Annotated in this window: 18 protein-coding genes, 1 tRNA gene and 1 pseudogene; 8 read left to right on the forward strand and 12 right to left on the reverse strand. The window is 74.9% G+C overall.

Features of this window, described 5'->3' with window-relative positions:
- Positions 1 to 67: 67 nt before the first annotated feature.
- Both ACH4FX_RS05300 and idi read left to right on the forward strand, forming a co-directional pair.
- Complete coding sequence (locus ACH4FX_RS05300; protein WP_398475318.1) at positions 68 to 1,015, forward strand: cation diffusion facilitator family transporter; 948 nt, start codon at positions 68 to 70, stop codon at positions 1,013 to 1,015.
- 56 nt (positions 1,016 to 1,071) lie between these two features.
- On the forward strand, positions 1,072 to 1,683 hold the full coding sequence (idi, locus tag ACH4FX_RS05305; protein ID WP_398475320.1) for an isopentenyl-diphosphate Delta-isomerase: 612 nt from the start codon (positions 1,072 to 1,074) through the stop codon (positions 1,681 to 1,683).
- On the opposite strand, the gene ACH4FX_RS05310 is transcribed toward idi, so the two are convergent.
- The 4 genes from ACH4FX_RS05310 to ACH4FX_RS05325 all read right to left on the reverse strand — a co-directional run bounded on the left by ACH4FX_RS05310 (position 1,658) and on the right by ACH4FX_RS05325 (position 4,864).
- The gene (locus ACH4FX_RS05310) at positions 1,658 to 2,164 is read right to left on the reverse strand and encodes an ATP-binding protein (RefSeq protein ID WP_398475322.1); all 507 of its coding nucleotides are present in this window, start codon (positions 2,162 to 2,164) and stop codon (positions 1,658 to 1,660) included. The genes idi and ACH4FX_RS05310 overlap by 26 nt on opposite strands.
- Positions 2,165 to 2,263: 99 nt before the next feature.
- Positions 2,264 to 2,956 (reverse strand): HdeD family acid-resistance protein, encoded by a 693-nt coding sequence (locus tag ACH4FX_RS05315; protein ID WP_398475324.1) that lies wholly within the window; start codon positions 2,954 to 2,956, stop codon positions 2,264 to 2,266.
- Between the two features lie 115 nt (positions 2,957 to 3,071).
- A tRNA-Met gene (locus tag ACH4FX_RS05320) sits at positions 3,072 to 3,145 on the reverse strand.
- 60 nt (positions 3,146 to 3,205) lie between these two features.
- On the reverse strand, positions 3,206 to 4,864 hold the full coding sequence (locus ACH4FX_RS05325; protein ID WP_398475326.1) for an ABC-F family ATP-binding cassette domain-containing protein: 1,659 nt from the start codon (positions 4,862 to 4,864) through the stop codon (positions 3,206 to 3,208).
- Between the two features lie 55 nt (positions 4,865 to 4,919).
- Between ACH4FX_RS05325 and ACH4FX_RS05330 the strand changes: the two genes are divergently transcribed.
- Together ACH4FX_RS05330 and ACH4FX_RS05335 are read left to right on the forward strand one after the other, a co-directional pair.
- On the forward strand, positions 4,920 to 5,672 hold the full coding sequence (locus tag ACH4FX_RS05330) for an enoyl-CoA hydratase/isomerase family protein (RefSeq protein ID WP_398475328.1): 753 nt from the start codon (positions 4,920 to 4,922) through the stop codon (positions 5,670 to 5,672).
- 220 nt (positions 5,673 to 5,892) lie between these two features.
- On the forward strand, positions 5,893 to 8,055 hold the full coding sequence (locus ACH4FX_RS05335; protein WP_398475330.1) for a hypothetical protein: 2,163 nt from the start codon (positions 5,893 to 5,895) through the stop codon (positions 8,053 to 8,055).
- Here the strand turns inward: ACH4FX_RS05335 and ACH4FX_RS05340 are convergent.
- Both ACH4FX_RS05340 and ACH4FX_RS05345 read right to left on the reverse strand, forming a co-directional pair.
- Positions 8,039 to 8,677 carry a DJ-1/PfpI family protein gene (locus ACH4FX_RS05340; protein WP_398475332.1) on the reverse strand — a complete coding sequence of 213 codons (639 nt, stop codon included), beginning with the start codon at positions 8,675 to 8,677 and terminating at the stop codon, positions 8,039 to 8,041. The genes ACH4FX_RS05335 and ACH4FX_RS05340 overlap by 17 nt on opposite strands.
- Before the next feature lie 39 nt (positions 8,678 to 8,716).
- Positions 8,717 to 9,685 carry a GlxA family transcriptional regulator gene (locus ACH4FX_RS05345; protein ID WP_398475334.1) on the reverse strand — a complete coding sequence of 323 codons (969 nt, stop codon included), beginning with the start codon at positions 9,683 to 9,685 and terminating at the stop codon, positions 8,717 to 8,719.
- A gap of 331 nt (positions 9,686 to 10,016) precedes the next feature.
- Between ACH4FX_RS05345 and ACH4FX_RS05350 the strand changes: the two genes are divergently transcribed.
- The 3 genes and pseudogenes from ACH4FX_RS05350 to ACH4FX_RS05360 all read left to right on the forward strand — a co-directional run bounded on the left by ACH4FX_RS05350 (position 10,017) and on the right by ACH4FX_RS05360 (position 14,435).
- Entirely contained in the window at positions 10,017 to 10,889 is an 873-nt protein-coding gene (locus ACH4FX_RS05350) for a hypothetical protein (RefSeq protein WP_398475336.1), read from the forward strand.
- Between the two features lie 128 nt (positions 10,890 to 11,017).
- A pseudogene (locus ACH4FX_RS05355) lies at positions 11,018 to 11,754 on the forward strand (SAM-dependent methyltransferase).
- A gap of 245 nt (positions 11,755 to 11,999) precedes the next feature.
- Positions 12,000 to 14,435 (forward strand): Tex family protein, encoded by a 2,436-nt coding sequence (locus ACH4FX_RS05360; protein ID WP_398475338.1) that lies wholly within the window; start codon positions 12,000 to 12,002, stop codon positions 14,433 to 14,435.
- A gap of 78 nt (positions 14,436 to 14,513) precedes the next feature.
- Here the strand turns inward: ACH4FX_RS05360 and ACH4FX_RS05365 are convergent, their stop codons facing one another.
- The 3 genes from ACH4FX_RS05365 to ACH4FX_RS05375 all read right to left on the reverse strand — a co-directional run bounded on the left by ACH4FX_RS05365 (position 14,514) and on the right by ACH4FX_RS05375 (position 18,536).
- The gene (locus ACH4FX_RS05365) at positions 14,514 to 14,744 is read right to left on the reverse strand and encodes a hypothetical protein (RefSeq protein WP_398475340.1); all 231 of its coding nucleotides are present in this window, start codon (positions 14,742 to 14,744) and stop codon (positions 14,514 to 14,516) included.
- A gap of 252 nt (positions 14,745 to 14,996) precedes the next feature.
- Entirely contained in the window at positions 14,997 to 17,171 is a 2,175-nt protein-coding gene (locus tag ACH4FX_RS05370) for an FUSC family protein (protein WP_398475342.1), read from the reverse strand.
- Between the two features lie 327 nt (positions 17,172 to 17,498).
- The gene (locus ACH4FX_RS05375) at positions 17,499 to 18,536 is read right to left on the reverse strand and encodes an oxidoreductase (protein ID WP_398475343.1); all 1,038 of its coding nucleotides are present in this window, start codon (positions 18,534 to 18,536) and stop codon (positions 17,499 to 17,501) included.
- A 179-nt stretch (positions 18,537 to 18,715) separates the two neighbouring features.
- Here ACH4FX_RS05375 and ACH4FX_RS05380 point away from each other — a divergent pair, with 179 nt between their 5' ends.
- Positions 18,716 to 19,705: an FAD-dependent oxidoreductase gene (locus ACH4FX_RS05380; RefSeq protein WP_398475345.1), complete on the forward strand. Its 990-nt coding sequence runs from the start codon at positions 18,716 to 18,718 to the stop codon at positions 19,703 to 19,705.
- 57 nt (positions 19,706 to 19,762) lie between these two features.
- Here the strand turns inward: ACH4FX_RS05380 and ACH4FX_RS05385 are convergent, their stop codons facing one another.
- From ACH4FX_RS05385 to ACH4FX_RS05395, 3 genes are all read right to left on the reverse strand, one after another.
- Positions 19,763 to 21,520 carry a BCCT family transporter gene (locus tag ACH4FX_RS05385; RefSeq protein WP_398475347.1) on the reverse strand — a complete coding sequence of 586 codons (1,758 nt, stop codon included), beginning with the start codon at positions 21,518 to 21,520 and terminating at the stop codon, positions 19,763 to 19,765.
- A 65-nt stretch (positions 21,521 to 21,585) separates the two neighbouring features.
- Complete coding sequence (locus tag ACH4FX_RS05390; protein ID WP_398475349.1) at positions 21,586 to 22,899, reverse strand: M14 family metallopeptidase; 1,314 nt, start codon at positions 22,897 to 22,899, stop codon at positions 21,586 to 21,588.
- A gap of 98 nt (positions 22,900 to 22,997) precedes the next feature.
- Entirely contained in the window at positions 22,998 to 24,965 is a 1,968-nt protein-coding gene (locus ACH4FX_RS05395) for a Xaa-Pro dipeptidyl-peptidase (RefSeq protein ID WP_398475351.1), read from the reverse strand.
- Positions 24,966 to 25,143: the final 178 nt, after the last annotated feature.

A 25,143-nucleotide genomic window follows, 5' to 3' on the forward strand; every position in this document is an offset into this window, starting at 1 on the left:
GTTCACTGCAAGGGCAGACGGCATCGGGCCGGGCGGTGCGGACGCGGCTTTCCGGGAGGCGTACGGCATGGGCGCAGGACACGACCACGGAGCCGGCGGAGCGGCCGGGGGCGGTGCGGGCAGCGGCACGGCCGCCGCCGCGTACCGCGGCCGGCTGCGCGGCGCGCTGGCGCTGACCTCGGCCGTCATGGTCGCCGAGATCGTCGGCAGTGTCATCACCGGCTCGCTGGCGCTGCTGGCGGACGCGGGCCACATGGCCACCGACGTGGTGGGGCTGACGATGGCGCTGGTGGCGATCCGCTTCGCGAACCGGCCACCGTCCCCGCAGCGCACCTTCGGGCCGGCCCGCGCGGAGATCCTCGCGGCGGTGGCCAACGCCCTGCTGCTGTTCGGGGTGGGCGGGTACGTCCTGGTCACCGCGGTCCCGCGGTTCTTCGAACCGGTCGGCGTCGAGGGCGGTACGACCATGGTCTTCGGCGTCGTCGGCCTGCTGGCGAACCTGGTCTCGCTGGCCCTGCTGATGCGCGGGCAGCGCGACAGCCTCAATGTGCGCGGCGCGTTCCTGGAGGTGATGGCGGACGCGCTCGGGTCGGTGGCGGTCATCGTGGCGGCGCTGCTGGTCACCCTGACGGGCTGGTCGGCCGCGGACCCGATCGCCTCCCTGGTGATCGGTCTGATGATCGTGCCGCGTACCTGGAAGCTGTTCCGGGAGGCGCTGGACGTCCTGCTGGAGGCGGCGCCGAAGGACGTGGACATGACGGAGGTACGGGCGCATCTGCTGGCACTGCCGGGCGTGGAGGGCGTCCACGACCTGCACGCCTGGACGATCACGTCCGGGATGCCGGTGCTGTCGGCCCATGTGGTGGTCGCGCCGGAGGCGCTGGACGCGGTGGGGCACGAGAAGATGCTGCACGAACTGCGGGGCTGCCTGGGCGGGCACTTCGCCGTCGAACACTGCACCTTCCAGCTCGAACCGCGCGGCCACGCGACGCATGAGGCGCAGCCGTGCCCATGATGCGGGCGCGCCTAGGGCAGACTTGAGCGGCGAGGAGACCGACGACAAGGATGGGCATGCCGATCACACCTGCCAACGGACAGACCGCCGAAACCGCGGCGGCGAACCCCCCGGGCGGCACCGCCGAACCGATCTTGCTGGAGCTGGTCGACGAGGACGGCACGACGATCGGCACCGAGGAGAAGCTCGCCGCCCACCAGCCTCCGGGCCTGCTGCACCGGGCGTTCTCGGTCTTCCTCTTCGACGACCGGGGGCGGCTGCTGATCCAGCGCCGGGCGCTGGGCAAGTACCACTCCCCCGGTGTCTGGTCCAACACCTGCTGCGGCCACCCGTACCCGGGCGAGACGCCGTTCGCCGCCGCGGCGCGGCGCACCGCCGAGGAGCTGGGTGTGGCCCCGGCGCTGCTGGGCGAGGCCGGTACGGTCCGCTACAACCACCCGGACCCAGAGTCCGGGCTGGTCGAGCAGGAGTACAACCACCTGTTCGTGGGACTGGTGCAGGCCACTCCGGAGCCGGACCCGGAGGAGGTTGGCGAGATCGCGTTCGTGACGCCGCAGGAGCTGGCCGAGCGGCACGCCCGGGCGCCGTTCTCGGCGTGGTTCATGACCGTGCTGGACGCGGCGCGGCCGGCCGTGCGGGAACTCACCGGGGCGGCGGCGGGCTGGTAGGCCCGCCCGTCAGCGGGGCGAGCGGCAGTTCGGCCCAGACCGCCTTGCCGCCGCTCGCCGTGTCTTCGACGTCGCACTTGCCGCCCGCCTCGGCCGTGAGCATCTTGACCAGCCACAGGCCGCGCCCGCCGATGTCGTCCGCGCCCGCCTCGACGGCCTTGGGCCGGTACGGATGGTCGTCCTCGACGGCGACCCGGACCCAGCCCGCGCCGACGGTGACCTCGATGGTGATCTCCGGCGAGAGCAGCGCCGCGTGCCGCACGGCGTTGGTGACCAGTTCGGAGGTGATCAGCAGCAGTGCGTCCACGACCTCCTCGGCGGCCGCTACGCGCTGCTCGGCGAGCAGGTCCCGGACCGCGTGCCGCGCCTGGGGCACCGAGGACTCCAGTGCCGGTGCGGTGAAGCGCCAGACACCTTCGTACGTGCGCGGGGCGGTCAGCTCCTCGGGGGGTTCGGCCGGGGGTCCGGAAGGCGTCCTCACGCTTCGAGTGTTGGTTCTGCGCTGGTCCGGACCGACCCGCTGAACAGAAGTCAGCACCTATCGACGTCTTCTGACTGCTTTCGCCATCGACGTCCTGTCCTACGACCGCTCCTGACCTTTTTGTTTCCCGTTCAAGGATTGTCCGGATGAGGCCGGTGAGGGGCCGGTGGCATCCGGTGCGGCGCCGCGCCCGCCCGCCACCATGCCGACGATCCGCCGGCCGCCGATGCCCATCGCGACCAGGCCGAGCCCGTCGAAGAGCAGCGCGAGGGAGAAGAAGCAGCCGATCACGTACCGGGAGCTGTGCGGCCAGTCGCCGAGCACCAGCACGCCCAGCAGGATGCCGAAGGCCCCCTGCACCAGCGTCCAGCCGAACTGCGGCCCCCGGACGACCGCCCCGCCGACGAGCCGGAAGACGCCGCCGGTCAGGAACAGCAGCGCGGCGAACATCGTCAGGCCGGCGGCGGCGACCTCCGGCTGCCGGATAACGACCACGCCCGCGGCGATGTTCAGAGCCGCCACGATCGCCGCGAGCCAGAAGAAGCCGGCGGCGCGCGACTGGATCGCGTGCAGCAGTCCCACCACGCCGCCGATCAGCAGCAGCCAGCCGAACAGCAGCATCGAGGTGAGGGTGGCGAAGCCGACGTACACCAGGCCCACCAGGCCCGCGAGCACCAGGATCGCGCCGAGCACCGCCAGCCAGGCGAAGCTGCGCCCCAGCTCTCCCGCTTCCCGGGTCCCCGGCTGCGTCCCGTGCGCCGGACGCTTCGAAGATCTGCGTGTGCCGATCATGAGGGACCTCCCTACGGACGCCTTTGTCCCGGTATACCTCTTTCGCAACCGGACGGCAGCACACGCACGACAGCAGGCCCGGTGCTCGTCACGAGCACCGGGCCTGCTGCGGAAGTAGCGGGGACAGGATTTGAACCTGCGACCTCTGGGTTATGAGCCCAGCGAGCTACCGAGCTGCTCCACCCCGCGTCGGTATGCGTCCACCATACGGGCCACCGGGCCGGGTGCCAAATCGCGGGCGGCGCTCCTCTAGCCCAGGCGCTCGGTGATGCGCCCGGCCCCGACCTCGATCCGGCGCGTGGTGTGCACCGCCTCCAGCATCCGCCGGTCGTGCGTGACCAGCAGCAGCGTCCCCTGGTAGGAGGCCAGCGCGGACTCCAGCTGCTCGATCGCCGGCAGGTCGAGGTGGTTGGTCGGCTCGTCCAGGACCAGGAGGTTGACGCCGCGGCCCTGGAGGAGGGCGAGGGCGGCGCGGGTCCGCTCGCCCGGCGAGAGCGTGGCGGCGGGCCGCAGGACGTGAGCCGCCTTGAGCCCGAACTTGGCGAGCAGGGTCCGCACGTCGGCCGGGGACATCTCCGGTACGGCCGTACGGAAGGCCTCCGCCAGCGGCTCGTCGCCGAGGAAGGCGCCGCGGGCCTGGTCCACCTCGCCGACGACCACGCCGGGGCCCAGCGAGGCGTGCCCGGCGTCCAGCGGCAGCCGGCCCAGCAGGGCGGCGAGCAGGGTGGACTTGCCCGAGCCGTTGGGGCCGGTGACGGCGACCCGGTCGGCCCAGTCGATCTGGAGGTCCACCGGGCCGAAGCGGAAGTCCCCGCGCCGCACCTCGGCGCCGCGCAGGGTGGCCACGACCGCGCCCGCGCGGGGCGCGGCGGCGATCTCCATGCGCAGCTCCCACTCCTTGCGCGGCTCCTCGACGGCGCGGGCCTCCAGGCGCTCGATCATGCGCTGGGTCTGCTTGGCCTTGGCGGCCTGCTTCTCGGTGGACTCCGCGCGGAACTTGCGGCCGATCTTGTCGTTGTCGGTGGCCTTGCGCCGGGCGTTGCGGACGCCCTTCTCCATCCAGTTGCGCTGGGTGTGGGCGCGCGTTTCGAGCGCCGCCCTGGTGTCCGCGTACTCCTCGTACTCCTCGCGGGCGTGCCGCCGGGCCCGCTCGCGCTCTTCCAGGTACGCCGCGTAACCGCCGCCGTAGGTGTTGACCTGCTGCTGGGCGAGGTCCAGTTCGAGGACGCGGCTGACCGTACGGGTCAGGAACTCGCGGTCGTGGCTGACCAGGACCGTGCCGGCGCGCAGGCCGGTGACGAACTCCTCCAGCCGGGCCAGGCCGTCCAGGTCGAGGTCGTTGGTGGGCTCGTCCAGCAGGAAGACGTCGTAGCGGGAGAGCAGCAGCGAGGCGAGCGAGGCACGGGCGGCCTGTCCGCCGGACAGGGAGGTCATGGGCTGGTCGAGGCCGACGGCGAGGCCGAGCTGGGCGGCCGTCTCCTCGGCACGCTCGTCGAGGTCGGCGGCGCCGAGCGCGAGCCAGCGCTCCAGGGCGGTGGCGTACGCGTCGTCGGCGCCGGGCTTCCCGTCGACCAGTGCCTGGGTGGCGGTGTCCAGCGCGGTCTGGGCGGCGGTGACGCCGGTGCGGCGGCTCAGGAAGGCACGGACCGACTCGCCGGGACGCCGGTCCGGCTCCTGCGGGAGGTGACCGACGGTGGCGGTGGGCGGGCTCAGGGACAGCCGGCCCTCCTCCGGGGTGTCCAGCCCGGCCAGCAGGCGCAGCAGCGTGGACTTGCCGGCGCCGTTGGCGCCGACCAGGCCGATGACGTCCCCGGGGGCGACCACCAGGTCGAGGCCGGAGAACAGGACGCGTTCGCCGTGGCCGGCGGCGAGGGACTTGGCGACGAGGGTGGCGGCGGTGGCAGACATCAGACCGTCGATCGTATCCGGCCGCCCGTCCGGCGGTCGCCCTAATATCCGGGGCATGGAACCGGGCATCGTCACACGCGTCAGCGACGGCACAGCGACCGTCGTCCTCAGCCACCCCGCCAAGCGCAACGCCATGACGACGGGGATGTGGCGGGGGCTGCCGCCGCTGCTGGCGCGGCTGGCGGCCGATCCCGCCGTACGGGTGCTGGTGCTGACCGGCGCGGGCGGCACGTTCTGCGCCGGTGCGGACATCGGGTCGCTGCGCGGGTCGGCGGGGGCGGAGAAGGGGCTGGCGACGGCCGCCGAGGAGGCGCTCGCGGCGTTCCCGAAGCCGACGCTGGCGGCGATACGCGGGTACTGCGTGGGCGGCGGCTGCCAGCTGGCGGCCGCGTGCGACCTGCGGTTCGCGGAGGAGGGCGCGCAGTTCGGGGTGACGCCCGCGAAGCTGGGGATCGTCTATCCGGCCTCGTCCACCCGGCGGCTGGTGCGTCTGGTGGGCCCGTCGGCCGCCAAGTACCTGCTGTTCTCCGGTGAGTTGATCGACTGCGCGCGGGCGCTGCGGACCGGGCTGCTGGACGAGGTGCTGCCCGAGGGCGAACTGGACAAGCGGGTGGCGCGGTTCACCGCCGTACTGGCGAGCCGGTCGCAGCTGACGCAGGCCGCGGCGAAGGAGTTCGCGGACGGCCCGGGGGACGCGGAGCGGGTCGCCCACTGGGAGGAGCAGGCGCGCGGCAGCGGGGACACCGCGGAGGGTGTGGCGGCGTTCCTGGAGCGCCGGGAGCCGCGTTTCACCTGGTCGGCGGGGTGAGACGGGCGGGGTAGCCGCCCGCGCCGGGCTGGAGCCGATGCCGGGCACGCGGCGCCATGGCGGTGGGAACCCGCGGTGCATCTTCCCCCGCCCCCTGGGACGTTGCCCGTTCGGTTACCGGGAAGCCAGGGGCGGCGACCGGCCGGAAAGCAGCCCCTTACGGGTCCGCCGCGCGTCCTGCGAGGGTCCGTTCCGGCCGCCGCGGCGACATACTTGACGGGTGGGCGACCGGTTGGGCGACCGGATCGTGGCGGCGCGCGAAGAGGGCTTCGTCGGCCGCCGCGGTGAGACCGCGGCCTTCCGTACGCTGCTGGCCGCCGGACGCGGCGCGGTGGTGTACCTGCACGGCCCCGGCGGCATCGGCAAGACCACGCTGCTGCACCACTTCGCGCGGCTCGCCCGGCGCTCCGGGCGGCCCGCCGTACGGCTGGAAGCGGCCGAGGCGCGGTCGTACGGGGCGGAACCGGCGGAGCGCCTTCCGGACCGGCCGGATCCGGTGCTGCTGGTCGACGGCCTGGACGATCCGCGGACGGCGCGCGACACCGTGCGCCGCGAGCTGCTGCCCCGGCTGCCCGCCGACGCGCTGGTCGCACTGGCCGGCCGGACGGCGCCGCCGCCGTCCTGGTGCCTGGACCCGGCCTGGCAGGGGCTGCTGCGCCTGCTGCCGCTCGGGCCGCTGGACGAGGCCGACAGCCGGGAGCTGCTCACCCGGCGCGGCGTGCCGCCCGCCGTCCAGGACCGTGGTCTGGCCTGCGCCCGCGGGCATCCCCTGGCCCTCGCGCTGGTGGCGGACGTCGCCGCGCACGGCGGCGAGGCTGCCGGTGCCGGGCCGACGCCGCAGGTCGTACGGACGCTGCTGGCGCGCCTGCTGGAAGCGGTGCCCACGCCGCTGCACCGGACCGCGCTGGAGGCGTCCTCGCAGGTGCTCTCGACGACCGAGCCGCTGCTGGCCGCGCTGCTCCAGGTGGCCGACGCCCGGCCGTACTTCGACTGGCTGCGCGGGCTGTCCGCCGTGGAGAGCGGGCCGCGCGGGGTGTGCCCGCACGACCTGGTGCGGGACGAGCTGGACGCGGAGCTGCGCCGGCGCGCCCCGGAGTGCCTGGTGGCGCTGCGCCGCCGGGCGAGCGCGTACTACCAGCGCCTGTCCGCCCGGGACGACGACCGGGCGCGGCAGCGGGCGGTGCTCGCGGACTTCGCGTATCTGCACCGGGACAGCCCGGTCGTCGGGCCGGTGCTGGAGCCTGTGGGGCACGGCGCGGCCGGTCCCGCGCGGCTGGACCGGCTGTCCGTCTCGCCGGGTCCGGTCACCGGCGGCGCGCTGGTGGAGGCGTGCACGATCGCCGCGATCCACGAGGGCATCGAGGCGGCGCGGCTGGTGCACGACTGGTCGGGGCGCGCGGAGGCCGAGACGTACACCGTGCGTGGCCCGGACGGGGTGGCGGCCGGGTTCTACACGCTGATCGAGCTGGCCGGCGCTCCCCCGGCGGACGCGCCGGACGATCCGGCGGTACGGGCCGCCTGCCGCTGGCTGGCCGGGCACGGGGAGTTGCGCGGCGGCGAGACGGCGCTGCTGGTGCGGTTCTGGATGAGCCGCGACGAGTACCAGGCCGTCTCGCCCGTACAGTCCCTGATCACCCTGCGTCTGACCCGCCATCACCTGTACCCGGCCGGCCGGCGGCCCGCGGTCACGCTGCTGCCGTGCGCCGATCCGGAGTTCTGGGCGCCGGGCTGCGCGTCCGTGGACTTCGCCCGGCTGCCCGCGGCGGACTTCACGGCCGCCGGACGCCGCTACGGGATGTTCGTGCACGACTGGCGGCGGGTGCCGGCGCTGGCGTGGCTGACGATGCTGGCCGAGCGGGAACGGGCCGAGGACCCGTTCGCGGTGGCCCCGCCCGTCGCCCCGGACCCGCTGCGGGTGCTGGACCGGGAGGCGTTCGCGGCGGCCGTACGGGATGCGCTGCGCGGGCTCGTACGGCCGGACGGCCTGCGCGGCTCGCCGCTGCTGGACACGCGCCTGGTCGCCGGGCGGTGCGCGGCGGGCGGTCCGGGCACGGCGGGACCGGGTCCGAGAGAGCGGGTGGCGGCGCTGCGGGAGGCGGTGCGCGCGGCGGCGGCAGCGCTGGAGGCGTCGCCGCAGGACGGGCGGGCCTTCCGGGCGCTGCACCACACGTACCTGCACCCGGCCGGTACTCAGGCGCGTGTCGCGGAGCTGCTGTGCCTGCCGGTGGCGGCGTACCGGCAGCACCTCGCCGCCGGGGTCGGCCGGCTGACGGAGCTGCTGTGGCAGGAGGAGCTGGAGCGCGGCGGGCCGGGAGGTGGCGGGCCGGGGGCCGGTGAGGCCGAGCGCCCCGGCGGCCCGCCGGAGGTCAGCCCTCCAGGATGAACCGGCTCCGCTCCCGCATCGCCGCCGTGATCCCGGCCGGGGCCTTCTCGGGTGAGCCCGCGTCGTACGGCGGCTCCGGGTCGTATTCGATGCCGAGCTGGACGGTCTGCGCCTGGGTGTCACCGGCGATCCGGCCCACCAGGGCGAGGCCCATGTCGATGCCGGAGGACACGCCCGCGGCGGTCACGTACTTGCCGTCGAAGACGACCCGCTCGCCGGTCGGCTCGGCGCCATGGGCGGGAAGCCGGTCCAGCGCGAGCCAGTGGGAGGTGGCGCGGCGGCCCTTGAGGAGGCCCGCGGCGGCGAGCACCAGGGAGCCGGTGCAGACGGCGGTCGTCCAGGTCGTACGGGTGTCCACGGCGCGCAGCCAGTCGTGCAGCGGCCCGTTGTCCATGAGCGCGGCCTGGCCGGTGCCGCCGGGCACCACGAGCACGTCCGGGGCGGTGACCTCGGACAGCACGGCGTCGGCGGTCAGCGCGAGGTCGCCGCGGCCGGTGCGGTGCCCGCCGGTGCGCTCGGCGACGAAGACGGTCTCGGCGCCCGGGATGCGGCTGAGGGTCTCGTACGGGCCGACGGCGTCCAGGGCGGTGATGCGGTCGTAGAGGAGGATGGCGATCTGCATGGGGTGCCTCTCGGTGGTGGGGCGTGGTGGGGCGGGTGGTCAGGGGAACGGCGGCGGTTCCGCGGGCCGGAAGCGGCGGCGGTATTCGGCCGGTGCGGTGCCCAGCGTGCGCAGGAAGGCGCGGCGCATCGCCTCGGGAGTGCCGTAGCCGCAGCGCCGGGAGATGCCCTCGACGCCGTCGGTGGTGTCCTCCAGGAGGCGCCGGGCGGCCTCCAGCCGCACCCGGTCGACGTACCGGCCGGGCGTCATGCCGACCTCGGCGCGGAAGGCGCGGGCGAAGTGCCGGGGGGACAGGCCCGCGCGGGCGGCGAGGGTCTCCACGGACAGGTCGGCCGCCGGGTGCTCGGTGATCCACTGCTGTACGTCGCGCAGCGGGCGCCGGTCCGCGGTCTGGGCGGCGAGCTGGGCGCTGAACTGGGTCTGGTTGCCGGGCCGGCGCAGGAAGACGACCAGGTGGCGGGCGATGGCCAGGGCGAGGTCGCGGCCGTGGTCCTCCTCCACCAGCGCCAGCGCGAGGTCGATGCCCGCCGTCACCCCGGCGGAGGTGGCCACGTCGCCGTCCCGTACGTAGATCGGCTCCGGATCGACCCGTACGGCCGGGAACGCCGCGGCGAGCGCGTCGCACCGGGTCCAGTGGGTGGTCGCCCGGCGCCCGTCGAGCAGTCCGGCGGCGGCGAGCAGGAACGCTCCGGTGCACACCGCCACCTTGCGCCGGGCCCGCGGCGCGTGCAGGCGCAGCCAGTCGACCAGCCGTTCGTCGGGGGCGCGGGTCCCCCGCCCGCCGGGCACGAGCAGGGTGTGCGGCGGGGCGGCGTCGGGCAGCGCGAGGTCGGGGGTCACGGTCAGCCCGCTGCCCGTACGGACCGGGGCGCCGTCGAGCGAGGCGGTACGGACCGGGTACGCGCCGGGCACTCGCAGGGTCGCCTGCGTGAAGACCTCCAGCGGGCCGGTGACGTCGAGGCTCTGCACGCCGTCGAAGAGGACGACCAGCACGTCGCGCTGTTCCATGGCGCCCATCCTGGGCGGGCGCCGGCGATGGCGGCAATGACGAATTTCCCACCTTTCCGGCCATGGCCCGCCGGGTCGACGGCCGCCGGCCACCTGGGCCGGAGGCCGCGTTGCGCCGGGTCCGGGGGCCGAGGGCCGGCAGACCGGCGGGCACGCTCCGCCAGGTCCGGAGGCCGTGTTGCGCCGCGCCCGGGGGCCGAGGACGCCACCGTGTCCGGGGCCGAGGGCCGCAGATCCGCGGACCGCGCACCGCCGCGGCCGGGGCGGCGTCGCCGGGTGTGCCGCGGGTCCTGCCCTCCCGTCCATACCAACGGGTCGGTAACCTGCGGGCATGACCACCACGACCTCGCTCCCCGAGCGCGCCGGCCGGCGTTGTCACAACGTCGTCAACCCGCTGCACTCGACCGTCTACTTCTCCCCGGACCTGCCGGCCGAACTCGCCGCCCTCGGCGTCGAGGACCGCAGCGCCGCCTACTTCGCCGCCCGGGCCGCGGCCCTGGGCGCGGTGGGCGCCGGCACCGTCACCGCGACCTTCTACAACTTCAAGCACGAGCTGGTCGCCCGTCACATACCGCAGGTGTGGACGGTGGCCGCGCCCGAGGAGGTGCTGGCCGCGCGGCTGCGGGCCGCCGACCGCACCCTGCGGCGGCTGCTCGGCGACGCGACGGTGGAGTCGCCGGAGATGGCCGAGGCGGCCCGGCTGGCGCTGCGCGCCGCCGAGGCCGGCACCCGGCACGCCCGTCCGCTGTTCGCCGCGCACGCCGACCTGCCGGTCCCGGACGCCCCGCACCTCGCCTACTGGCACGCGGCGACGCTGCTGCGCGAGCACCGCGGCGACGGCCACCTCGCGGCGCTGCTGGACGCCGGGCTGGACGGCCTGGAGGCCCTGGTCACCCACACCGCCACCGACCGCGGCGCGGAGCGCTCCTGGGTGCTGGCGACCCGCGGCTGGACGCTGGAGGAGTGGCAGGCCGCCGAGGAGCGGCTGCGCGGGCGCGGCCTCCTCGACGAGGCGGGCGCCCTGACCGAGGCGGGCACCGCGCTGCGCGCGGACCTGGAGGACACCACCGACCGGCTGGACCGCGCGCCGTACGAGCACCTGGGCGCGGCGGACGTGGCCCGGCTCACCGAACTGGCCACCGGGTTCACGCAGACCGCGGTGGCGGCGGGCGCGTTCCCGAAGGAGCTGTTCAACAAGAGCTGAGCCGTCGGCACGGGCCGGACTCACGGGCGTCCTGCGGAGGTTGCCAGCGCCGCGGGACGCCGTGTGGCGCCCTTCCGCGTACGGGAAATCAGGTGCGCGGGACGGGCCGCCGCTGCCACGCTGCACCGGTGAACCGCCAACGGATCTCCCGGATCGCCCACACCGGCCACCCGATCGCGGCGCCCCTCGACGACGACTCGGTGCGGCAACTGCTGGAACACGGTCTGCCGCGCGGCGACGAGCGCGTACTCGATCTCGGCTGCGGCGGCGGGGAGTGGCTGCTGCGCGCGCTGGCCGCATACCCGCGGCTGCGCGCCGAGGGCGTGGACATCAGCGCGGAATCCCTGGCGCACGCCCGTACGGCCGCCGTCGAGCGGGGCGTCGCGGACCGGCTCGTCCTGCACCGGGCGGACGCCGCGGACTTCCGCTCCCCGCACCGGTTCGGCCTGGTGCTCAGCGTCGGGGCCGCGCACGCCTTCGGGGGCCTGCTGCCCACCCTGGCGGCGGCGCGCGGCCACCTGGCCCCGGCGGGCGGGTCCTGATCGGTGACGGCTTCTGGGAACGTACGCCGTCCCGCGAGGCCGTCGAGATGCTGGGCGACTTCGCCGGTCTGCCGGCCACGGTGGAACGCATCGCCGCCGACGGGTGGACCCCCGTCCACGGGCACCTCAGCACCCGCCGCGAACTGGACGACTACGAGTGGTCCTGGACCGGGTCGCTGGCGTCGTGGGCCCTGGACCGCCCCGCCGGTGCCGGCCGTACCGAAGCGCTCGCGGCGGCCGAGGCGCACCGTACGGAATGGCTGCGCGACTACCGGGACAGCTGGGGGTTCGTCAGCCTGGTGCTGCGCCGTACCGACGGCTGAGCGGCGGGCGCGCGATCCCCGGACACGCCCGGCCGCCGGGCCCCTTCACGGCCGCCCGCGGCCCCGGCGCGAGGCATGCCCCGCCCCGCCCGCCCCACGTGTGTCCCCGTGCCGCGCGCGCCCCGCGCCCGGTGCGTGCGGCTTCTCACACCTGGCGGCAGTGGGCCGGGTGGCGCGACAGTGCTGCCCGGCAACCTGCACAATGCAGGCTCAAGCAAGCGCTGGAAGGCGGGGCAGGAATCAACGTGACGGCATCCACCGAGGCCAACGGGGCGTCCGGGACCATCGGATCCATCGAAGCGAGGATCGCCGACGAGCTCGGCGTCAAGGAGCGGCAGGTGCGGGCCGCGGTCGAACTGCTCGACGGCGGCTCGACCGTGCCCTTCATCGCCCGGTACCGCAAGGAAGCGACCGAGATGCTCGACGACGCGCAGCTGCGCGCGTTGGAGGAGCGGCTGCGCTACCTGCGGGAGCTGGAGGACCGGCGCACCGCGATCCTGGAGTCCGTACGGTCCCAGGGCAAGCTGGACGCCGCGCTGGAGGCGCGGATCCGCGGCGCGGAGTCCAAGGCCCGGCTGGAGGACATCTACCTGCCCTTCAAGCCCAAGCGGCGCACCAAGGCGCAGATCGCGCGCGAGGCGGGCCTCGAACCGCTGGCGGACGGCCTGCTGAGCGACCCCTCGGTGGAGCCGGTGGCCGCGGCGGCGGCGTTCGTGGACGCGGACAAGGGCGTCGCCGACCCGGCCGCCGCTCTGGAGGGCGCGCGGGCGATCCTGACCGAGCGGTTCAGCGAGGACGCCGACCTGATCGGCGAGCTGCGCGAGCGCATGTGGTCGCGGGGCCAGGTGGCGGCGAAGGTGCGCGCGGGCAAGGAGGAGGCGGGCGCGAAGTTCGCCGACTACTTCGACTTCGCGGAGCCGTTCACCGCGCTGCCGTCGCACCGCATCCTGGCGATGCTGCGCGGCGAGAAGGAGGAGATCCTCGACCTCGCGCTGGAGCCGGAGACCGAGCCGGTCGAGGGCGTCTCCTCGTACGAGCAGTCCATCGCCCGGAAGTTCGGCATCGCCGACCGCGGCCGGCCGGCCGACAAGTGGCTCCAGGACACCGTCCGCTGGGCCTGGCGCACCCGCGTCCTGGTCCACCTCGGCATCGACCTGCGGCTGCGGCTGCGGCAGGCCGCCGAGGACGAGGCGGTACGGGTGTTCGCGGCCAACCTGCGCGACCTGCTGCTGGCGGCGCCGGCCGGCACCCGCGCCACGATGGGCCTGGACCCGGGTTTCCGTACGGGCGTGAAGGTCGCCGTCGTGGACGCGACCGGCAAGGTGGCAGCGACGGAGACCATCTACCCGCACGTCCCGCAGCAGAAGTGGGACCAGTCGCTGGCCACGCTGGCGCGGCTGGCCCGGGAGCACGACGTCGAGCTGATCGCGATCGGCAACGGCACCGCGTCCCGCGAGACGGACAAGCTGGCCGCCGACCTGATCGCGGCGCAGCCGGAGCTGAAGCTGACCAAGGTGATGGTCTCCGAGGCGGGCGCCTCGGTGTACTCCGCCTCCGCGTTCGCCTCGCAGGAACTGCCGGATCTGGACGTGTCGCTGCGCGGCGCGGTCTCGATCGCGCGCCGCCTCCAGGACCCGCTGGCCGAACTGGTCAAGATCGATCCGAAGTCGATCGGGGTCGGCCAGTACCAGCACGACCTGTCCGAGGTGAAGCTGTCGCGCTCGCTGGACGCGGTGGTCGAGGACTGCGTCAACGGCGTCGGCGTGGACGTCAACACCGCGTCCGCGCCGCTGCTGTCGCGGGTGTCCGGCATCAGTTCCGGGCTGGCCGAGAACATCGTCGCGCACCGCGACGCCAACGGCCCCTTCCGCGCCCGCAAGGCCCTCAAGGACGTGGCGCGGCTCGGCCCGAAGGCGTACGAGCAGTGCGCGGGCTTCCTGCGGATCCGGGACGGCGAGGACCCGCTGGACGCCTCCAGCGTGCACCCGGAGGCGTACCCGGTGGTGCGCCGGATGGTGCGGGCGGCGGGCGGCGAGGTGTCCTCGCTGATCGGCAACACGGCGGTGCTGCGCTCGCTGAAGCCCGCCGACTTCGTGGACGACTCGTTCGGTCTGCCGACCGTCACCGACATCCTCCAGGAGCTGGAGAAGCCGGGCCGGGACCCGCGCCCGGTGTTCAAGACGGCCACCTTCAAGGAGGGCGTGGAGAAGATCGGCGACCTGGCGGCCGGGATGCTCCTGGAGGGCGTGGTGACCAACGTCGCCGCCTTCGGGGCGTTCGTCGACGTCGGCGTCCACCAGGACGGCCTGGTGCACGTCTCGGCGATGTCCAGGACGTTCGTCAAGGACCCGCGGGACGTGGTCAAGCCGGGCGATATCGTGCGCGTCAAGGTGCTGGACGTGGACATCCCGCGCAAGCGGATCTCCCTGACGCTGCGGCTCGACGACGAACCGGCCAAGGGCGGCGGCGCGGCCGACGGCGGCCGGCGCGCGGGCGGCCCGCGCGAGGGGCGGCGCGGCGACCGGCCGGACCGCGGCGACCAGCGGCGCGGCGGCACGCCCCGGCAGCGTCAGAGCGGCGACCGCCGTGGCGGCTCCCGCGACGCGGCCCCGGCGAACGGCGCCATGGCCGACGCGCTGCGCCGGGCCGGGCTGCTCGGCAAGGAGCGCGGCGGACGCTGAGCCGAAGACGGCCGGGACCGGCGGGCGCCGGTTCCGGCCGTACGGGTCCGGGCTCCGGGCGGGCTCAGCCCGGCCGGATCACTCCGGCGCGTCCTCGCGCGGTACCGGGCCGGGGCCCCGCCGGGGCCTGCCGGTGCCCGGCTTCGCCACGTGGCTGACCCAGCGGCCGTTCTCCTCGGAGACGTAGCTTTCTCCCACGGGGGCTTCCTTCGCGCTGCGCTCCCGTGCCGCAGGGGCGCTCTCCTGCGCCGCGCGCTGTGCCCTGCGCTCCCGTTCGGGGCGATTCTCCGACATGTCACCCGTGCTCATGTCATCCATGCTGGCTCCCGGCTCACGCGGAATCGGTGGTTCGGTGGCGCCCGGCGGTGCCGCCCGGCCCCTCCAGTACCGCACCGGCCCGGCACCGTCGGCATGCCCGGCGAGCCAAGCGGGTGGCGGCCGGCGGCAGCCGCACCGGCGCCCGTCCGCGGCTCGCCTACCCGCTGCCGGCGGGATCAGACCGGGCCGGCCGGCCCGTCGCGGACCACGCCGGCCGGTGGCCCGTACCGGGCCGCGGACCGCTCAGGCCGCCCCCGCGAAGCCGCGCATGCGTTCCAGTTCGGCGGCGACGTCCGTGAGCGTCGCGCAGCCCGGTACGGGCGGGATCTCCGCGGCCAGCGCGGGCGGGCCCGGCCGGTCCGGGTCCTCCAGGGCGTCGGCCATCGCGGTCAGCGCCTCGCACAGGCGGCCCGCCTCCTGCGGGGTGGGGCGGCGGGCGCCGTGGTCGAGCCGCACCGCGCAGGCCGTCGCCGCGTCGACGATGCGCTCGGCGGCGGTGACGACGGTCAGCCAGTCGGGATTGCGGCCGCGTGCCGCGAGGAGTTCGGCGGCGGCGGTCTCGGCCGCAGCGCGCGCCTCCCCCAGCGCCCGGTAGGCCGCCCGGCGCCGCACCAGCCGCTCGCCCCGGTCGTGCCCCGGCTCGGTGCGCAGCACCTCGCCCAGGTACGTCCCGGTGGCGCGCAGCGCGGCCGTCACCCGGTGGCCGACGCGGCGGCGCGGGTCGGCGAGCCGCGGCAGATGGCCGACGACCAGCACGATGGCGCAGGCGGCCGAGGTGTCCACGATCCGCTCCAGCGCGGCCTGCGGATCACCGCTGACGTGCACGAACGACAGCACCATCAGCGTGATGGCGACGGTCTGCAACGCGAAGTGCCGGGTGGCGAACGGCAGCAGCGCGCCGCCCGCGCCGGCCACCAGCGCCGGCCACCACCAGCCGTCCAGCAGTGTCCCCGCCGCCGCGAAGACCAGCACGCCGGCGACGGTCCCGGCGAAGCGGTTGACCGTACGGGAGAAGAGCGGGCCCAGGTCGGGCTTGACAAGGAAGGTGACGGTGGCGGGCAGCCAGTACCAGTGCTCGGCGCGCAGCGCGAGGGCCACCGCCGCGCTCACCGCGATGCACAGGCCGACCCGCAGCCCGTAGTCGCGGCCGGCCGGTCCGAGCACGCTCCGGCCGGGCCGGGTCCGCGCGCCGGCCGACGCGATCAGCCGGGCCAGTGGGGAGGAGCGGCGCTGTCGGGAGGTGGGGCGGGGCCGGGTGGGGGCGGTGGGATGGGTGGGGCCGGTGGACCCGCTCGGCCCGGCGGACGGTCCCGAGCCGTCCGTCCCCGGTTCCGCGCCGTCCGTCCCCGGTTCCGCGCCGTCCGTCCCCGGTTCCGCGCCGTCCGTCCCCGGTTCCGTTTCCGTTCCCGTATCGACGGGTACCGCCCCGGAGATCGCCGCGGGCCCGCCGTCGGCCCCGGCGGCGTCCACCGGTTCCGTACGGTCGAAGACCACCGCGGCGTCCAGGAGCGCGCGGTCGAAGGCGCCGCGCGCCGGTGAGCTGGTCTCCGGGGCGGGCAGCCGGCCCGGCGGACGGCCGGTGCGCAGCGCTTCGGCGAAGCGGCGCGGCCCCTCGGTGACCCGGTCCGGCAGCGGCCGGGCCTCCCACAGCAGCGCGACGCTGGCCTCGCACAGCGCGGTGCCGGCGGCCAGCCGCTCGGCGAGCAGCCGCTCGTCCGGACGCGGCCGGCGGCGCAGCAGCCGGCGCAGCCGCAGCGCCTCGTCGGCGCGGTCGAGGGCGGCGGTCAGGCGGCGCCGGGCCGCCTCGGCGCCCGGCCCGCCGACGGCGGCCAGCGCGTCCGCGAGCGCGTCGAAGACGGTCGCGACGGCGGCCCGCTCGCCGCTGAGCGGTCCGCCGGCCGGGCGCGGCGGGTGGAAGACCAGGCGCAGCAGGAGCAGCCACAGGCAGCCGGCCAGGAGGTAGAGGGCCTTGAGCCACGGCGCGCCGGACAGCGGCATGCCCGCGCCGAGGATGGTGCTGGCCAGCATCTGCATGCCCGCGTTGGAGCGGACCGGCCCGGCGACGCTGCCCGCGCCCGAGACGAAGCCCACGGCGAACAGCGCGGGCACCACCCACCAGCCCGCGCCGACCGTCTGGAGCGTGGCGCCCAGCAGCATGCCGAACGCCGACGCGAGGGCGGGCAGGCCGATGTGCACGACGCCGCGGCGGCGGGTGCCGGGGCGGTCGTTGACACCCGCGAGCATGGAGCCGAGCCCGGCCAGCACGCCGGCCGCCGGATGGCCGGTGGCCACACCGGCGGCGAGCAGCGGGCCCGCGCACAGCGCGCCGCGGACCACGGCCGCCCAGGGGACGGGCAGCCGCTGCCAGCGCAGGGGGTGGGCGAGCCAGGTGGGCACGGCGCGCGGAGCGCGGGGCATGGGCCTCCTCGGTACGGCGGATGACGGAGGGCGGGAAACGTATGGGTACGTACCCGGTGGGAACGGGACGTACTGCCTGGCAATGGGATGGGCGTGCCCCGGCGCGCGGGGCGGGGGCGGGTGTCCGAGGGGCGTCATCGGCCGACGGTGCTGACACCCAGCTTAAGGTCCTGTTTGTACGCGTCGGGACGTGCGGGTTACCGGGATGTCAAGATCACATTCAGCCGCACCGAACGAGCGAGCCCCACCCTGCGCCCGGGCCCGGTCCGGCTCCGTCTACGTCCCCGGGCCCGCCCCCACCGTCTGCCCGTCCCGCCCCGCCCGCGCCTACTCCCCCGCCACCGCCGCGACCAGCACGCTTCCGCTCGTCCGGGCGACGACGTACGCCGTGCCCTTCGTCGCCCGCGCGTCCACCGCCAGCCGGTGCGTACCCGCTCCCACTCGTCCCCCGAACAGCTCGGCCGTCCGGGCACGCGCGAGGCGGTCCACCCGGTACGCGGTGAGCGTGAGCCGGCACGGCACGGCGGTCTCGACCGTGACCTCGCCCCGGGCGGCGGCCAGCCGCAGCAGGCGCCGCTGGTCCTGCGGACAGCGGTCCAGGGCCTGCTCGATCCGCGCGACGAGCAGCGGGACGACCGGCACCGGCAGGTCCACGAAGACCGCCGAGGACCCCGCCGCCGCGAACGCGGCGCGCACCGCCTCCCGCTCCGCCTCCCCCACCGCACCGCCGAAGGCCACCGCCCCGTAGGACCGCAGTTCGTCCGGCGAGGCGCCCGCCGCGTCCCGGGTGATCTCCGCGCCGATCCCGATGCCGCGCAGCGCGGCGGCCAGCCGGGCGGGCAGCGCGACCCGCTGTGCGACCAGCAGGACCCGCCGGGCGGTCGCCGCGCCATGCGCCGGGCCGCCGTCGGACAGCAGGCGCTCCAGCGCGGCCCGGTACTGCGCGCCGTCGAAGCGGAACGGGCCGATGCCGGGATAGCCGTCGCGCCGCAGATCCGCGGTCTGCCCGGTCTGCCAGGCGAAGTCCCGCCACACCACGTCCGCGCCGTCGCGCTCGATGACGGCGGTGACCGCGCCGCACTCCAGCCCTTCGCACTCCGGGCAGCCGTACAGGACGTAGCGCCCGCCGGCGAGCGGGGCGGCCTCCTCCAGGAGCAGCCGCCGGACGTGCGCGGTGAACAGGGACGGCCCGAGGTCGGCGGCGAGCGGGGAGACCGCGTCGAGGTCCGCCAGGCGCAGCAGGAGCGGTCTGCCGTCCACGATGAAGTCCCAGAAGTCGCGGTGGACTTCGTACGCGCCGTCGGACAGCACGGCTCCGGCGCGTGTCGCGGGGGCCAGTGCGAAAGTCGCGTGGTGCGCAGACATGTCCTGAGTATCCCCATGCGACCGGCGATATGAGCCCGGCTCCGGCAATCTGCCGGGAGGGGCACATTCCGTATCGCTCCGGCATCCGCACCCCGGCGGCATGCCCCGGCCGTGTCCCCTCCGGCCCCGCCACCCGCCGCCCCGTCGCCCCCGGCGGACGCAGCGGATAGCGTCCTGGCATGACGACGAGCGATGTGATCGTGATCGGCGGCGGGGTGCTCGGCCTGACGGCCGCCGTGGCACTGGCGGAGAGCGGGCGCGAGGTACGGGTCGTCAGCCGCGACCCGGCCCGGGACACCACCTCCGCGGTCGCGGGCGGCCTGTGCTGGCCCTACCGGGTGCGGCCGGAGGAGCGGGCGGTGGCCTGGTCCGTACGCTCCTTCCACGTGCTCGCGGAGCTGGCGGAGCGCCCGGCGGAGACCGGCGTCCGGATGGTCACCGGCACCATGGCCGACGCCCCGGGCACGGTGCCGGACGCCGGGCCGGACGCGGGACCCGACGGCTGGCACGCGGCGGTCCCGGGGCTGCGGCGGGCCGCGCCGGACGAGCTGCCGCCGGGCTACGGCTCGGGGTGGCGCGCGTGCATGCCGCTGGTGGACATGCCGTCCCACCTGCACTACCTGGAGCGGCGGTTGGCGGCGGCGGGCGGCACGGTGCAGCGGCGGCCGGTCACCTCGCTCGCGGAGGCCGGGCGGGAGGCCGGCACGGTCGTCAACTGCTCCGGGCTGGGCGCCCGTGAGCTGGTCCCGGACGTGGCGGTCCAGCCGGTGCAGGGGCAGCTGGTGATCGCGGAGAACCCGGGCATCGAGGAGTGGTTCGGGTCGGCCGACGGGCACGCCGAGACCACCACGTACATCCTGCCGCAGCCGTACGGCGTGGTGCTCGGCGGTACCGCGCGCGAGGGCGCCTGGTCGCGGGAGCCGGACCCGGCGACCGCCCGCGCGATCGTGGAGCGCTGCGCGCGCGTCCACCCGAAGCTGGCGCACGCCCGCGTCCTGGCCCACCGGGTGGGCCTGCGCCCGGGGCGCACCGCCGTACGGCTCGAAGCCGAACGGCTGCCCGGCGGCGCGCTGTGCGTGCACAACTACGGGCACGGCGGGGCGGGGGTCACGGTGGCGTGGGGCTGCGCGGACGAGGTGGTGCGGCTGGCCGGGGACAGCGCGGCATGAGAAGAGGGCCGGTCGCGCGCCGGCCCTCCCCCATGGTTCCCCGCCGTGCGGCCGGTGTTACGCCTTGCCCTCCTCGGCAGCCGGCGTCCCGGCGGCCGGCGCCGGGCCGGCGGCTCCCGCCCCGGCGCCGTTGCCCGGCCCGATGCGGATCTCGAAGTCGCCGTCGTAGCGCTCGTGGCCCGCGATCACGGCCAGTTCGACGACCTCCTCGCCCTTCTGCCCGCGGACGATCAGCGGGTCCTTGCGCAGGTCCTTCATCAGCGCCCAGCACATCGCGATCATCACCAGGGTGAAGGGCGCCGCGACGAGGATCGTCAGGTCCCGCAGTCCGGTGAGCGCGTCGTCCGACCCGCCGCCGATCAGCAGCATGATCGCGGCGACCGCGCCGGTGACCACGCCCCAGAAGACCACCACGAGCCGGGTCGGTTCGAAGGAGCCCTTCTGCGACAGCGTGCCCATGACGATGGACGCGGCGTCCGCCCCGGAGACGAAGAAGATGCCGACCAGGACCATGACCAGGACACTGGTGACGGTGGCCACCGGGTACTGGTGGAGCACGTCGAAGAGCTGGCCCTCGGGCGTGGTCTCGCCGGAGAGCTTCTTCCCGTCCTGCAGGTGCATCGCGGAGCTGCCGAACACCGCGAACCACAGCAGGCTCACCAGGCTCGGCACCAGGATCACCCCGCCGATGAACTGCCGGATCGTGCGCCCACGGCTGATCCGGGCGATGAACATGCCCACGAAGGGCGTCCAGGAGATCCACCACGCCCAGTAGAAGACCGTCCAGCCGCGCAGCCACTCACCGACCTTGTCCCCGCTGCCGGCCTCGGTGCGGCCGGCCAGCTGCGGCAGTTCACCGATGAAGGTGCCGATGGAGGTCGGCAGCATGTTCAGGATAAGGATGGTCGGCCCGACGACGAAGACGAAGACGGCCAGGATCAGCGCCAGCACCATGTTGATGTTGGACAGCATCTGGACGCCACGGGCGATGCCGGAGACCGCCGACAGGACGAAGGCGACGGTCAGCACGGCGATGACGACGACGAGCAGGGTGGTGCTGACCTTGTCCAGCCAGCCGAGCACCTTGATCCCGCTGCCGATCTGGAGCGCGCCGAGTCCCAGCGACGCGGCGGAGCCGAAGAGCGTGGCGAAGATGGCGAGGATGTCGATGACCTGTCCGCCCCAGCCGTTGGCCCGCCGCTCGCCGATCAACGGGATGAACACCGCGCTGATGGTCTGCCTTCTCCCCCGCCGGAAGCAGCTGTACGCGATGGCCAGGCCCACGACCGCGTAGATCGCCCACGGGTGCAGGGTCCAGTGGAACAGCGTGGTGGCCATGGCCGTGTCCATGGCCTGCGCGGCGTCCTTGGGGTCGGTGCCCGGGGGCGGGCTGCCGAAGTGCCCCAGCGGCTCGCTGACGCCGTAGAACATCAGACCGATGCCCATGCCCGCGCTGAACATCATCGCGACCCAGGACACCGTGCGGAACTCCGGCTCCTCGCCCTCCTTCCCCAGCGTGATGCGGCCGTACTTGCTCAGGGCCAGCCAGATCGCGAAGACCACGAAACCGGAGGCGGAGAGCACGAAGGCCCAGCCGCCGTTCTTGATGATCCAGTCCAGCATCGTCGACGAGGCGCTCTTGAGCGACTCGGTGGAGGTGGCCCCCCAGACGATGAAGGCGAGGGTGAGCAGCGCGGTGACGCCGAAGACCACGCGGTCGGTCTGCGGAGGGCCGGTACGGTGCGGCGCGCCGGGGAGGTCGGCCTGCACCGTCGCACCTCCCCCGCCGCCCGTGTCCTTGTCTGTTTCCGACACGTGTCGCCCTTTCAATTGGCAAGAATTTCCCTACCCGTTACCCCCTACCACACGGTGGGACGCGTTCAGCAGCCCTTGAGCGGAGTCGCGGCCGTAAGGTGATATTCGGCCCGGCCGTCCAGCAGCAGCGGGACGAGGGCGCGCAGCGGCTGGCGCAGCGGCACCACGGCCCCGCCCTCGCCCGTCCGGCGCAACGACACGCCGTGCAGCGCCAGTTCGTCCCCGACCTCGGCGTACTGCCGGGCGTCCAGGCGGTACGCGCACGGTGGGTCGCGCAGTATCTCACCGGCCGCGGGCGGTTCGTTGTCCGCGCCGCCGAGGTAGACCGGCCCCCGGTCGGCGTAACCGGCCAGCCGGGCACGGGCCGTGGCGGGCTCGATCCGGGCCCGGCGCTCCCCGGCGAAATCGAACAGGCCCTTCAGTCCGGCCCGTTGCGAGGTGACGCGGCGGCGGTTGTTGAGCGCCGGATCGGCCTTCTCGGCGTCGGTCAGCGCGTCGACCCGGGTCTCCACGAGCAGCCCGACGGAGTTCTTCACCCCGGCGGTGTTGCGCAGGATGCGTTCCTGGCCGTCACCGGCCACCTGCTTGACCGGCTCACCGGTCTCCGGGTCGGTCCAGATGCCGTAGATCCCGGTGCTGAAGCCCGCCCGGGCGGCGGCCGGGCGGACGTACTCCTCGGAGAGGGTGGTGGCCTCCCGGTGCACCGCGCGGGCGGTGTTCAGGTTGCGCGGCCACAGGGACAGCACGTCTTTCAGGTAATACGGCACGGTGGGCCCGTATTCGTGCAGGTCGTAGACGATGTCCGGGCGGTAGTCGCGCTGTACGGCGGAGAGCGCGCGGGCCTCGGCGGTCTTCAGGGCGAGGTGGTCGCGGTTGATGTCCACCCCGGCGGCGTTGCCGCGGGTGTCCGCGGCCCGGCCGTCCGGGTTGGCGGTCGGTACGACCAGCACGCTGGTGCGCTCCAGGAAGCGGCGGGTGGCCCGGTCGCCGGCGAAGGCCAGGTCGCGGACGGCGGACAGGCACGCCTCGCGCCCGGACGGCTCGTCGCCGTGCTGCGAGCAGATGAGCAGCACCGCGTTGCCGTGCCGTACGGCGTCGGGGCGCGCGGGGGCCGGTGCGCCGATCCGTACCAGCTGGAGCGGGCGGCCCTGCGCGGTCGTGCCGATCCGGTCGGTACGGACCCGGTCGCTCGCCCGGTCCACGGCGGCGAGGAAGTCCTGCTCCTCCGGCTGGGTGGTCCAGCGGGCGCCCTTGCTGGTCTCGAAGCCGGTGCGGGGGAGGTCCGGGCCGGCCGCCCCGGCGGGCGGGGCGAGCGGTGCGGCCAGCAGGGCCGTGGTGAGCGCGGCGGTCAGGGCGAGGCCGCGGGAGAGGGATGTCACGAGGGGGTGCCTCCGGTGTCGGTCGGTGGGGCGAACGGTGGAGGAGGGGCGGGCGTACGGCGGGGACCGGGCGCGGTGTCCCGGTCCCCGCCGTGCCGTCAGCGCGCGCCGGGGATGCCGCTCGGCACGCGCGGCTCGACGCCGGTCGCGGGCGCGGGCGCGACACCGGCCGGTCCGCCGGTGCCGGCCGTGGCGGCGGCCAGCGCCTTGCTCCCGCCGACGACGGGCAGACGGGCGGCGGTGCGGTCCAGGTCGAGGGTGAGCCGCGGGGTGGTGGACGGCGGGTCGATCAGGCCGGCGTCCGTACCGGCGATGATGAGCGCGAGCCGGTGCCCGGCGGGCACGACGTGGTCGCTCGCGGCCAGGTCGAGGGTGATCGTGTAGCGCTTGCCGGGGGTCAGCGGACGGCCCTTGCCCGGGTCCGCCCAGTTGCCCAGGTCGGCCCAGCCGCGGCTGAAGACGGTGTGACCGACGCGCAGGGTGTCGGCCTCCGTCTCCTTGTAGCAGGCGCTGTCACCGGCGGTGCTCGCGCCCCAGCAGGTGCGGTCGGCGAGGGTGGTGATGCCCTCGCCGGCGGCGCCGTAGTTGCGGATGGTGTCGGGGCCGAGGTCCACCAGGACGGCGGAGAGGTGGGCGGTGGTGGTGCTGGGTGTGGCGGTGACGGTGACCTTGCCCGAGCCGGACAGGCGGAGGGGCTTGGCGAGCGGCTTGGTGGTGAACCCGGCCTTCGCGGGCGTCGATGTGTCGATCTGTGCCGCCCAGTCGGCCTCGTCCAGCCGCGCGTCGTCGGTGAAGGTTTCGGTGGCGCCGTGCGGCGCGCGCCGGGTGCCGAGTTCGCCGACGCCGGGCAGTGCCCCGTTGCGCGGCCGTACGGTGGTGGCCGACGTGCCGGCGGCGGGCCAGACGCGGTCGGTGGTCCACCGGTCGGGGGCGCGCTCGATGTCGGCCATCGGCTCCTCGTCGATGCCGTTCTCGTAGCCCATCAGGTAGTGGTCGAACCAGCGGTGCAGGGTCTTCACCCAGTCGGCCCGGCGGAAGTCGAACGGGTCGACGTGGCCGGTCTGGGAGAGCCAGACCTTGCGCTCGACGCCGTTGTCGGCGAGCGCGTCCCACCACTGGCCGAAGTGCTTGGTGCGGACGTTGAGGTCCTGCATGCCGTGGACGGCGAAGACGCTGGCGGTGACGTTCTCCGCGTTCTTGACGTAGTCGCGCTCGGTCCACAGCCGGGTCCAGTCGCCGGTGCGCGGGGCGCCCTCGACGAGCTTCTTCTGCATCGCCGCGCAGCGCAGGCGCGCCTCGGGGCTTTCGACGCGGTCGGCCAGCCGGTCGGGGCCGGAGTTGTACAGCGGGGCGCCCTTGGCGAAGTAGTAGTCGTACCAGGAGGAGATGGCGGCGATCGGCACGATGGTCTTCAGGCCCTCGACGCCGGTGGCGGCGACGCCGTTGGCGATGGTGCCGTCCCAGCTCTTGCCGATCATGCCGGTGTTGCCGTCGGACCAGGCGGCGGTGACACGTTTGCCGCCGGTACGGGAGTCGTAGGCGCGCGCCCGGCCGTTGAGCCAGTCGACCACGGCGCGCGCGGACTGGATGTCGGAGCGCCCGCCGACGTCCACGCAGCCGTCCGAACGGTTGGTGCCCGCCAGGTCGACCAGCACCGTCGCATAGCCGCGCGGCACGAAGTAGTTGTCGTAGAAGAGCGGGAACCGCACCGGCCGTCCGGCACTGTCGTAGGTCTTCTTCTGACTCTCGTTGCCGCGCCCGCAGCAGGAGTAGTACGGGCTGGCATCCATGATCACAGGGACCCGGCGGCCCTGCTGCGCGGGCTCGCGCGGCCGCACGATGTCGACGGCGACCCGGTCGGTCCGCCCGTCCGAGTCGCCGTCGGTCTCCGTGTCCACCCAGACCGATTCGCGTATCGCACGGTCGTAGGAGTACACGGGTCTGGATCCACCGGGCGCGGCCTGGGCGGCGGAGACCGGGCCGATGAGCGTGGACAGCAGGGCGGCCGTGAGCGCCGTCACGAGCGCTTTCCAGGGGATGCGGGTGATCCGCGCGCTATTGGTCACGGGCGGACGGTAGCGCGGGGGAACTCCTGTGCGTAAGAGTGCGCGGGCGGCGGGAGTGTCCGCGGGGACTGCCGTGCCGGGTGGGCACCGGTACGTCCTGTGTCGTGCTGATGTCGGTCATGTGTCAGATGGGGCCATGGACATGACGGGTGGCTTCCGAGTACATAAGGTCTGAACA

This window comes from Streptomyces sp. NPDC018019, assembly GCF_044327805.1.
GTDB lineage: Bacteria > Actinomycetota > Actinomycetes > Streptomycetales > Streptomycetaceae > Streptomyces.

Bases quoted from the DNA above. Each gene is read 5' to 3' on its own strand.
- ACH4FX_RS05370 (WP_398475342.1), bottom strand. From the start codon at position 17,171: ATGCCCCGCGCTCCGCGCGCCGTGCCCACCTGGCTCGCCCACCCCCTG.
- ACH4FX_RS05380 (WP_398475345.1), top strand. From the start codon at position 18,716: ATGACGACGAGCGATGTGATCGTGATCGGCGGCGGGGTGCTCGGCCTG.
- ACH4FX_RS05350 (WP_398475336.1), top strand. From the start codon at position 10,017: ATGACCACCACGACCTCGCTCCCCGAGCGCGCCGGCCGGCGTTGTCAC.
- ACH4FX_RS05330 (WP_398475328.1), top strand. From the start codon at position 4,920: ATGGAACCGGGCATCGTCACACGCGTCAGCGACGGCACAGCGACCGTC.
- ACH4FX_RS05340 (WP_398475332.1), bottom strand. From the start codon at position 8,677: ATGCAGATCGCCATCCTCCTCTACGACCGCATCACCGCCCTGGACGCC.
- ACH4FX_RS05375 (WP_398475343.1), bottom strand. From the start codon at position 18,536: ATGTCTGCGCACCACGCGACTTTCGCACTGGCCCCCGCGACACGCGCC.
- ACH4FX_RS05300 (WP_398475318.1), top strand. From the start codon at position 68: ATGGGCGCAGGACACGACCACGGAGCCGGCGGAGCGGCCGGGGGCGGT.
- ACH4FX_RS05365 (WP_398475340.1), bottom strand. From the start codon at position 14,744: ATGAGCACGGGTGACATGTCGGAGAATCGCCCCGAACGGGAGCGCAGG.
- ACH4FX_RS05315 (WP_398475324.1), bottom strand. From the start codon at position 2,956: ATGATCGGCACACGCAGATCTTCGAAGCGTCCGGCGCACGGGACGCAG.
- ACH4FX_RS05345 (WP_398475334.1), bottom strand. From the start codon at position 9,685: ATGGAACAGCGCGACGTGCTGGTCGTCCTCTTCGACGGCGTGCAGAGC.
- idi (WP_398475320.1), top strand. From the start codon at position 1,072: ATGCCGATCACACCTGCCAACGGACAGACCGCCGAAACCGCGGCGGCG.
- ACH4FX_RS05325 (WP_398475326.1), bottom strand. From the start codon at position 4,864: ATGTCTGCCACCGCCGCCACCCTCGTCGCCAAGTCCCTCGCCGCCGGC.